This is a genomic window from Streptomyces sp. NPDC054765 (genome assembly GCF_053612065.1).
Genome location: NZ_JBSHBP010000132.1, coordinates 1 through 7,925 on the forward strand (window position 1 = coordinate 1; position 7,925 = coordinate 7,925).

The 7,925-nt window shown below is 68.9% G+C and carries 8 protein-coding genes; 6 read left to right on the plus strand and 2 right to left on the minus strand.

Features of this window, described 5'->3' with window-relative positions; all coding sequences use genetic code 11:
- From ACWGJY_RS37150 to ACWGJY_RS37160, 3 genes are all read left to right on the plus strand, one after another.
- Positions 1-1,348: M16 family metallopeptidase (locus ACWGJY_RS37150; protein WP_453265315.1), on the plus strand; the 1,348-nt coding region annotated here is incomplete at its 5' end.
- Positions 1,349-1,385: 37 nt separating this feature from the next.
- Positions 1,386-2,138, plus strand: a complete 753-nt coding sequence (gene dapB, locus ACWGJY_RS37155) for a 4-hydroxy-tetrahydrodipicolinate reductase (RefSeq protein WP_453265316.1) — start codon at positions 1,386-1,388, stop codon at positions 2,136-2,138.
- A gap of 5 nt (positions 2,139-2,143) precedes the next feature.
- On the plus strand, positions 2,144-2,599 hold the full coding sequence (locus ACWGJY_RS37160; RefSeq protein ID WP_453265317.1) for a hypothetical protein: 456 nt from the start codon (positions 2,144-2,146) through the stop codon (positions 2,597-2,599).
- A gap of 94 nt (positions 2,600-2,693) precedes the next feature.
- Here ACWGJY_RS37160 and ACWGJY_RS37165 read toward each other — a convergent pair whose 3' ends face one another.
- Both ACWGJY_RS37165 and ACWGJY_RS37170 read right to left on the minus strand, forming a co-directional pair.
- Complete coding sequence (locus ACWGJY_RS37165; protein WP_453265318.1) at positions 2,694-3,251, minus strand: hypothetical protein; 558 nt, start codon at positions 3,249-3,251, stop codon at positions 2,694-2,696.
- Positions 3,252-3,352: 101 nt separating this feature from the next.
- Positions 3,353-3,592, minus strand: coding sequence for a hypothetical protein (locus ACWGJY_RS37170; protein ID WP_159469538.1), 240 nt, complete (start codon positions 3,590-3,592; stop codon positions 3,353-3,355).
- Positions 3,593-3,825: 233 nt separating this feature from the next.
- On the opposite strand from ACWGJY_RS37170, the gene thyX reads away from it, so the two are divergent.
- The 3 genes from thyX (at position 3,826) to ACWGJY_RS37185 (ending at position 7,481) form a co-directional block, all read left to right on the plus strand.
- Complete coding sequence (thyX, locus tag ACWGJY_RS37175; protein ID WP_453265319.1) at positions 3,826-4,584, plus strand: FAD-dependent thymidylate synthase; 759 nt, start codon at positions 3,826-3,828, stop codon at positions 4,582-4,584.
- Positions 4,585-4,781: 197 nt separating this feature from the next.
- On the plus strand, positions 4,782-5,681 hold the full coding sequence (dapA, locus tag ACWGJY_RS37180) for a 4-hydroxy-tetrahydrodipicolinate synthase (RefSeq protein WP_453265320.1): 900 nt from the start codon (positions 4,782-4,784) through the stop codon (positions 5,679-5,681).
- Between the two features lie 114 nt (positions 5,682-5,795).
- Positions 5,796-7,481 (plus strand): ribonuclease J, encoded by a 1,686-nt coding sequence (locus tag ACWGJY_RS37185; protein WP_453265321.1) that lies wholly within the window; start codon positions 5,796-5,798, stop codon positions 7,479-7,481.
- Positions 7,482-7,925: the final 444 nt, after the last annotated feature.

A 7,925-nucleotide genomic window follows, 5' to 3' on the forward strand; every position in this document is an offset into this window, starting at 1 on the left:
CCCCTCTTCGGAGGGGCGGGCCGTCGCCCGTACCCAAACGCTTCTCAAGGGCACGGCCGGCGCGGGCACGGTCCGCCGCACCACCCTCCCCGGCGGCCTGCGGGTCGTCACCGAGACGCTGCCGACGGTCCGCTCCGTCACCTTCGGGATCTGGGCGCACGTCGGCTCCCGCGACGAGACCCCGTCGCTCAACGGCGCCACGCACTACCTGGAGCATCTGCTCTTCAAGGGCACCGAGCGGCGCAGCGCCCTGGACATCTCCGCCGCCATCGACGCGGTCGGCGGCGAGATGAACGCCTTCACCGCGAAGGAGTACACCTGCTACTACGCCCGGGTGCTGGACACCGATCTGCCGCTCGCCATTGACGTGGTCTGTGACATGCTCACCGGCTCGCTGGTGGAGGCCGAGGACGTGGACGCCGAGCGCGGCGTCATCCTCGAAGAGATCGCGATGACCGAGGACGACCCGGGCGACTGTGTGCACGACCTGTTCGCGCACACCATGCTCGGTGACACCCCGCTCGGCCGCCCCGTCCTGGGCACCGTCGACACCGTCAACGCCCTCACCCCCGAGCGCATCCGCCGCTTCTACAAGAAGCACTACGACCCCACGCACCTCGTCGTCACGGCCGCCGGCAACATCGACCACGCCAAGGTCGTCCGCCTGGTCCGCCGCGCCTTCGAGCAGGCCGGGGCCCTGGACCGGACGGACGCCACCCCGATCGCGCCGCGCTCCGGTGCCCGCGCCATCCGGACCGCCGGCCGCGTCGGGCTGCTCAACCGCAAGACCGAGCAGGCCCATGTCATCCTCGGGATGCCCGGGATGGCACGCACCGACGACCGGCGCTGGGCCATGGGCGTGCTGAACACCGCCCTGGGCGGCGGGATGAGCTCCCGCCTCTTCCAGGAGGTCCGCGAGAAGCGCGGCCTGGCCTACAGCGTGTACTCGTACACCTCCGGCTTCGCCGACTGCGGGCTGTTCGGCGTCTACGCCGGCTGCCGCCCGAACCAGGTGCACGACGTCCTCAAGATCTGCCGTGACGAACTCGACCAGGTGGCGTCCCAGGGCCTCACCGATGACGAGATCCACCGCGCGATCGGACAACTGCGCGGATCCACCGTCCTCGGCCTGGAGGACTCCGGCGCGCTGATGCACCGCCTCGGCAAGAGCGAGCTGTGCTGGGGCGAGCAGATGTCGGTCGACGAGATGCTCACGCAGATCGCGGCCGTCACCCCGGACGAGGTACGCGAGGTGGCCCGCGATGTGCTGGGCGCACGCCCCTCGCTGTCCGTCATCGGCCCCCTGAAGGACCGGCAGGCGGCCCGGCTGGACGACGCCGTCGCCTAGGCCGGCCGCGACACCACCGAAAGAGAGACGGGAAACGATGAGCAAGCTGCGCGTGGCCGTACTGGGCGCCCAGGGGCGTATCGGCTCCGAGGCCGTACGGGCCGTCGAGGCCGCCGAGGACATGGAGCTGGTCGCCGGGCTCGGTCGCGGCGACAAGCTGGAGACGCTGGTCGAGGCCGGCGCCCAGGTCGTGGTCGAGCTGACCAACCCCGGCGCGGTGATGGGCAATCTCGACTTCTGTGTGCGTCACGGCATCCATGCGGTGGTCGGGACGACCGGGTGGACCGACGAGCGCCTCGCGCAGCTGCGCACCTCGCTCGCCGCCTCGCCCGGGGCCGGCGTGCTGATCGCCCCGAACTTCTCCATCGGCGCGGTGCTGACCATGCGGTTCGCCCAGCAGGCGGCCCGGTTCTTCGAGTCGGCCGAGGTCATCGAGCTGCACCACCCGAAGAAGGCGGACGCCCCCTCCGGCACCGCCGCCCGTACCGCCCAGCTGATCGCCAAGGCCCGTGAGGACGCCGGCTGCGACCCGCAGCCGGACGCCACCACCACCGCACTGGACGGCGCCCGCGGTGCGGACGTGGACGGCATCCCCGTGCACTCCGTACGGCTGCGGGGCCTGCTCGCGCACCAGGAGGTGCTTTTCGGTGGCGAGGGCGAGACCCTCACCATCCGCCATGACTCCCTCCACCACAGCAGCTTCATGCCGGGCATCCTGCTCGGTGTGCGCCGTGTGGTCACCACTCCGGGCCTGACCGTGGGCCTGGAAAACTTCCTCGACCTGGGCTGACGGTCATGGGCGGAAAGATCACGTACTTCTTCCTCGCCACCGTGCTGGTCATCGTCTTCGGCGTGGTGGCGCTGGAGGGCGTACTCCTCCTGATGACCGGTGAGCCGGCGGCCATGGGCATGGGTGCGGTGGCCTTCGTGCTGCCGTTCATCGGTGCCTGGTTCCTGTGGCACAACACCCGCTTCGCGCGTGACGCCCACCGGCTGGCGCATGCCCTGGAGGCCGAGGGCGGGCTGCCGGCCGACGAGCCGGCGCGGACCCCCGGCGGCCGGATCGACCGGGACGCTGCCGACGCGGTGTTCGCCCGGCGGCAGGCCGAGACGGAGGACGCGCCCGGCGACTGGCGTACGTGGTTCCGGCTCGCGGTCGCCTACCACGACGCCCGCGACACCCCGCGCGCCCGTAAGGCGATGCAGCGTGCCATCGCCCTGCACGACCACAAGCCCGTACCGACCGCCTGAGACCGGGCCGGCCGATCACGGCCGGACCCGGCCCGGTCCGTAGGGGCATCGGGGCGGCGCCGGACGGTCGCCCGAGGGCTCGGCGCCCCCGGCCTCAGGCGCGGTACTCCGCGGCCCAGGCCTCCAGCACATCCGCGGCCCGCTCGAACGCCTCCGGGCGGGACAGAAAGTCGCCGTTGTGGTCCGTGATCAGGGCCCGCAGCGGCTCGCCCTGCGTCCGCTCCACGATCAGCGCCTGCCCCTGCACCGTCCGCGGCAGGCCCAGCCAGCGCACCGGCTGCTGGCGCGTGCCCACCGAGGCGATGGCGCTCCACGGCTCGGTCGCCGTACGCAGCAGATTCACCTGCCGCAGACCGTGCGCACTGACCCACACCCCGACCCGCAGCAGCCGCAGGGCGAGGGCGATCAGCACGGCCCCGACCAGTGCACAGACCGCGGCGCCGGCCGGCGAGCCGGCCATCGCAATGATCATTGCGCAGATCAGTACGAACGAGGCGAGCAGCAAAAACACTGCCGCCGCCCCCACCCGCCACGGTCCGGGGCGGTAGGGACGGCGCCAGTGGTCGGGCTCGTCATGCGGAAGTGCGGCCGAATCCGCGGCAGGGTTGTCGAGATCGAGGTCGCGGTCGGCCGTCAGGAAGGGCAGGGGCACGGCTGATCCTCACTCATGGGCACGCTGACTGAAGCTGTGACCGGTGAGGCTATCGGGACCGGCGGAGCGGAACCACTTCACGGCACGCCCCGCCCGCCCGTTCAGCGATGCGCGGCCTCGGACTGATGCACCCGGCTCGACCCGGAGCTGTCCTGCTGCAGTGCAGGAACGCCGAACAGCAGGGCGCCGGCCAGGCCGCCCACGACTGTCAGCGTGATGAGAGACTGGCCGAGGAGCTGCGCACGTGAGGCGCGCTGCCGCGGCGGGGGAGTGACATTGCTGCGGAACCGGTCTGCCTCGGCAACGAAGGCGAACGGGACGGGCTCTCGCCGGCGGAACATGAGCGGGCTCTCCTAGGAACCTCGAAGTGGGCACTGTCACAGGGTTAGACGTATGTGGCGTCCAGTTGGTGCCCGTTTTCAGGGACTTCTGTGAAAAATATCAACGGTCGCTCCGTGCGCCGCTCCAGGACGTCCGTTTTGCGGCTAACGCGGCATCATGCGGTGTTCCCCGGGCTGTCAGTGGCGGGCCGTAGGCTGGTCGCGCACGAGGATCGAAACGGAAGGAACCGCCGGTGTCCCACACCCCCGCCGAGAGCACTGAGAGTCCCGACGGCGCAGCCGTCAGCTTCCGGAGCGAGGTGACGGTCGAGCTGGTCAAGCACAGCGCCGCGGACAGCGACGTGCTGTGGGCGGCCCGGGTCTCCACGGCCGGCGAGCAGTCCCTGGAGGAGCTGCAGAAGGACCCGGAGCGCTCCAAGGGCCTGATCAACTACCTCATGCGGGACCGGCACGGCAGTCCCTTCGAGCACAACTCCATGACGTTCTTCATCAGCGCGCCGATCTTCGTCTTCCGCGAGTTCATGCGGCACCGCGTCGGCTGGTCGTACAACGAGGAGTCCGGCCGCTACCGTCAGCTGGACCCGGTCTTCTACGTCCCCGGCGAGTCCCGCAAGCTGGTCCAGCAGGGCCGCCCCGGCAAGTACGAATTCGTCGAGGGCACCCCGGCGCAGCAGGAGCTCACCGGCCGCGTCATGGAGGATTCCTACCGCCGGTCCTACGAGGCATATCAGGAGATGCTCGCCGCCGGCGTCGCCCGCGAGGTCGCCCGTGCGGTGCTCCCCGTCGGCCTGTTCTCCTCCATGTACGCGACCTGCAACGCCCGCTCCCTGATGCACTTCCTCGGCCTGCGCACGCAGCACGAGCAGGCGAAGGTGCCCTCGTTCCCGCAGCGCGAGATCGAAATGGTCGGCGAGCAGATGGAGGCCCACTGGGCCACGCTCATGCCGCTCACGTACGGCGCATTCAATGCGAACGGCCGGATCGCTCCGTAAGGCCCAGGTTGCGGGCCGGATTCCGGAGCGCGCAGGACTGAAGTGCGAAGTGTCCGGATTGCGGCATTTTGAGAAGTTCATCTACGCTGAACAGACGGACCCGGCACTGCTTGAACCCCCGAGCAGGCAGTGCCGGAGTCCACATCCCTGCTCCCCAGAGGCGCATCTCGTGGTGAGCTACGAGTAGCGTGGGACCCATGGCTCCGACTTCCACACCGCAGACCCCGTTCGGGCGGGTGCTGACCGCCATGGTCACGCCATTCACGGCGGATGGCGCTCTCGATCTCGACGGCGCGCAGCGACTGGCTGCCCACCTGGTGGACGCCGGTAACGACGGTCTCGTCGTCAACGGCACCACCGGAGAGTCCCCGACCACCAGCGACGCGGAGAAAGCCCAGCTGGTCCGCGCCGTGGTCGATGCGGTGGGCGATCGCGCCTTTGTCGTCGCCGGAGCCGGTACCAACGACACCCACCACAGCCTGGAGCTGGCCCGCGCCGCCCAGGACGCCGGCGCCCACGGCCTGCTCGCGGTGACGCCGTACTACAGCAAGCCCCCGCAGGAGGGCCTGCTCCGGCACTTCACGGCCATCGCGGACGCCACCGACCTGCCGGTCATGCTCTACGACATCCCCGGCCGCAGCGGTGTCCCGATCAACACCGAGACGATCGTCCGGCTCGCCGAGCACCCCCGGATCGTCGCCAACAAGGACGCCAAGGGCGACCTCGGCCGCGCCAGCTGGGCCATCGCCCGCTCCAGCCTCGCCTGGTACAGCGGTGACGACATGCTCAACCTCCCGCTGCTCTCGGTCGGCGCCGTCGGCTTCGTGTCGGTGGTCGGCCATATCGTCACCCCCGAGCTGCGCGCCCTCCTGGACGCCCACCTCAATGGTGATGTCACCAAGGCCACCGAGATCCATCAGAAGCTGCTGCCGGTGTTCACCGGCATGTTCCGCACCCAGGGCGTGATCACGACCAAGGCGGCGCTGGGCCTCCAGGGCCTGCCCGCCGGTCCGCTGCGGCTACCGCTCGTGGAGCTCTCCCCCGAGGAGACCGAGCAGCTCACGCGCGATCTTGCCGCCGGTGGGGTACAGCTCTGATCACAGACTTCACAACTGAATACGGACCAACAACCGCCACATAGCAAGTGCACGAATGTCATGCGCGCCACGTGCCCTCGACGGCAGCGTGGCGTGTGTGGTGAGGAGAGTCTTTTGAGTCATCCGCATCCTGAGCTCGGCGCCCCGCCGAAGCTTCCCAAGGGCGGCCTGCGGGTCACCCCCCTCGGCGGCCTGGGAGAAATCGGCCGCAACATGACGGTCTTCGAATACGGAGGCCGGCTGCTGATCGTCGACTGCGGAGTGCTCTTCCCCGAGGAGGAGCAGCCCGGAATCGACCTGATCCTGCCGGACTTCACGTCCATCAGGGATCGCCTCGACGACATCGACGGCATCGTGCTCACCCACGGCCACGAGGACCACATCGGCGGTGTCCCCTACCTCCTGCGCGAGAAGCCGGACATCCCCCTCATCGGTTCGAAGCTGACCCTCGCCCTCATCGAGGCGAAGCTTCAGGAGCACCGCATCCGCCCCTACACCCTTGAGGTGAAGGAAGGGCACACGGAGCGGATCGGCTCCTTCGACTGCGAATTCGTCGCGGTCAACCACTCCATCCCCGACGCCCTGGCCGTCGCCATCCGCACCCCCGCGGGCATGGTCGTGCACACCGGCGACTTCAAGATGGACCAGCTCCCGCTGGACCGCCGTCTCACCGACCTCCCCGCCTTCGCGCGGCTCGGCGAGGAAGGCATCGACCTTCTTCTCTCCGACTCCACGAACGCCGAGGTCCCGGGCTTCGTCCCGCCCGAGCGGGACATCTCCAACGTCCTGCGTACGGTGTTCGCGAACGCCCAGAAGCGCATCATCGTCGCCAGCTTCGCCAGCCATGTGCACCGCATCCAGCAGATCCTCGATGCGGCCCATGAGTACGGCCGCAGGGTCGCCTTCGTCGGCCGCTCCATGGTCCGCAACATGGGCATCGCCCGCGAACTGGGCTACCTGAAGGTCCCCGCCGGCCTGGTCGTCGACGTCAAGACCCTCGACGACCTCCCCGACGACGAGGTCGTGCTGGTCTGCACGGGTTCCCAGGGCGAGCCGATGGCTGCCCTCTCCCGGATGGCCAACCGCGACCATCAGATCCGGATCGTCCAGGGCGACACCGTGATCCTGGCGTCCTCCCTCATCCCGGGCAACGAGAACGCGGTCTACCGCGTGATCAACGGCCTCACCCGGTGGGGCGCGGACGTCGTCCACAAGGGCAATGCCAAGGTCCATGTCTCGGGCCACGCCTCGGCCGGCGAGCTGCTGTACTTCTACAACATCTGCAAGCCGAAGAACCTCATGCCGGTCCACGGTGAATGGCGCCATCTGCGCGCCAACGCCGAACTCGGCGCACTGACCGGGGTACCGAAGGACCGGATCGTCATCGCCGAGGACGGCGTCGTGGTCGACCTGGTCGACGGTGTCGCAAAGATCGTCGGCAAGGTCCAGGCGGGCTATGTCTACGTCGACGGCCTCTCGGTCGGCGATGTGACGGAAACCCATCTGAAGGACCGCCGCATCCTGGGCGACGAAGGCATCATCTCGGTCTTCGTGGTCGTGGACAGCAGCACGGGCAAGATCGTCGGGGGCCCGGACCTGCATGCACGCGGCTCCGGCATCGAGGACGCCGCCCTGGCGGGCGTGGCCCCCAAGATCGATGAGGCCTTGGCCAAGGCGGCCCAGGACGGTGTCGCGGACGCGCGCCAGCTCCAGCAGCTGATCCGCCGCTCGGTCGGCAAGTGGGTGTCAGACAACTACCGCCGCCGCCCGATGATCCTCCCCGTGGTCGTCGAGGTCTGACGCACACAGCTGCACGAAGCACTCAAGTCGGAGCGGGGCAACCGGATTTGCATCCGGGCGCCCCGCTCCAGTAGGTTTACGGCTCCGCCTGAGCGGGAAGCACCGCACGCCTGTGCGTACGGAGCACCCCGCGAAGCCAGGCGGAATTCCGGCTCAGAGCAATCTGATAAAGTCGGATCAGCCGAAAGGCAAACCCCCTCCGACGGGAAATCGGAATCGAATTCGGACCGGTAACGGAACGAAATCGGGTCTGCTAGAGTCGGAAAGGTCAGAAAGCGAAAGCAGAACGGCCAACCCCGCTCCAACAGGGGGCCGGAGACGGAAACGGATCTGGTAAGGTTGGAAACGTGAAGAAGCCGAAAGGCGGAAACGCACCGGCGAAAATCGGGCCCGCAAGGATCTGATAGAGTCGGAAACGCAAGACCGAAGGGAAGCGCCCGGAGA

Coding starts and splice junctions, on each gene's coding strand:
- dapB (WP_453265316.1), top strand. CDS start 1,386: ATGAGCAAGCTGCGCGTGGCCGTACTGGGCGCCCAGGGGCGTATCGGC.
- ACWGJY_RS37160 (WP_453265317.1), top strand. CDS start 2,144: ATGGGCGGAAAGATCACGTACTTCTTCCTCGCCACCGTGCTGGTCATC.
- ACWGJY_RS37170 (WP_159469538.1), bottom strand. CDS start 3,592: ATGTTCCGCCGGCGAGAGCCCGTCCCGTTCGCCTTCGTTGCCGAGGCA.
- dapA (WP_453265320.1), top strand. CDS start 4,782: ATGGCTCCGACTTCCACACCGCAGACCCCGTTCGGGCGGGTGCTGACC.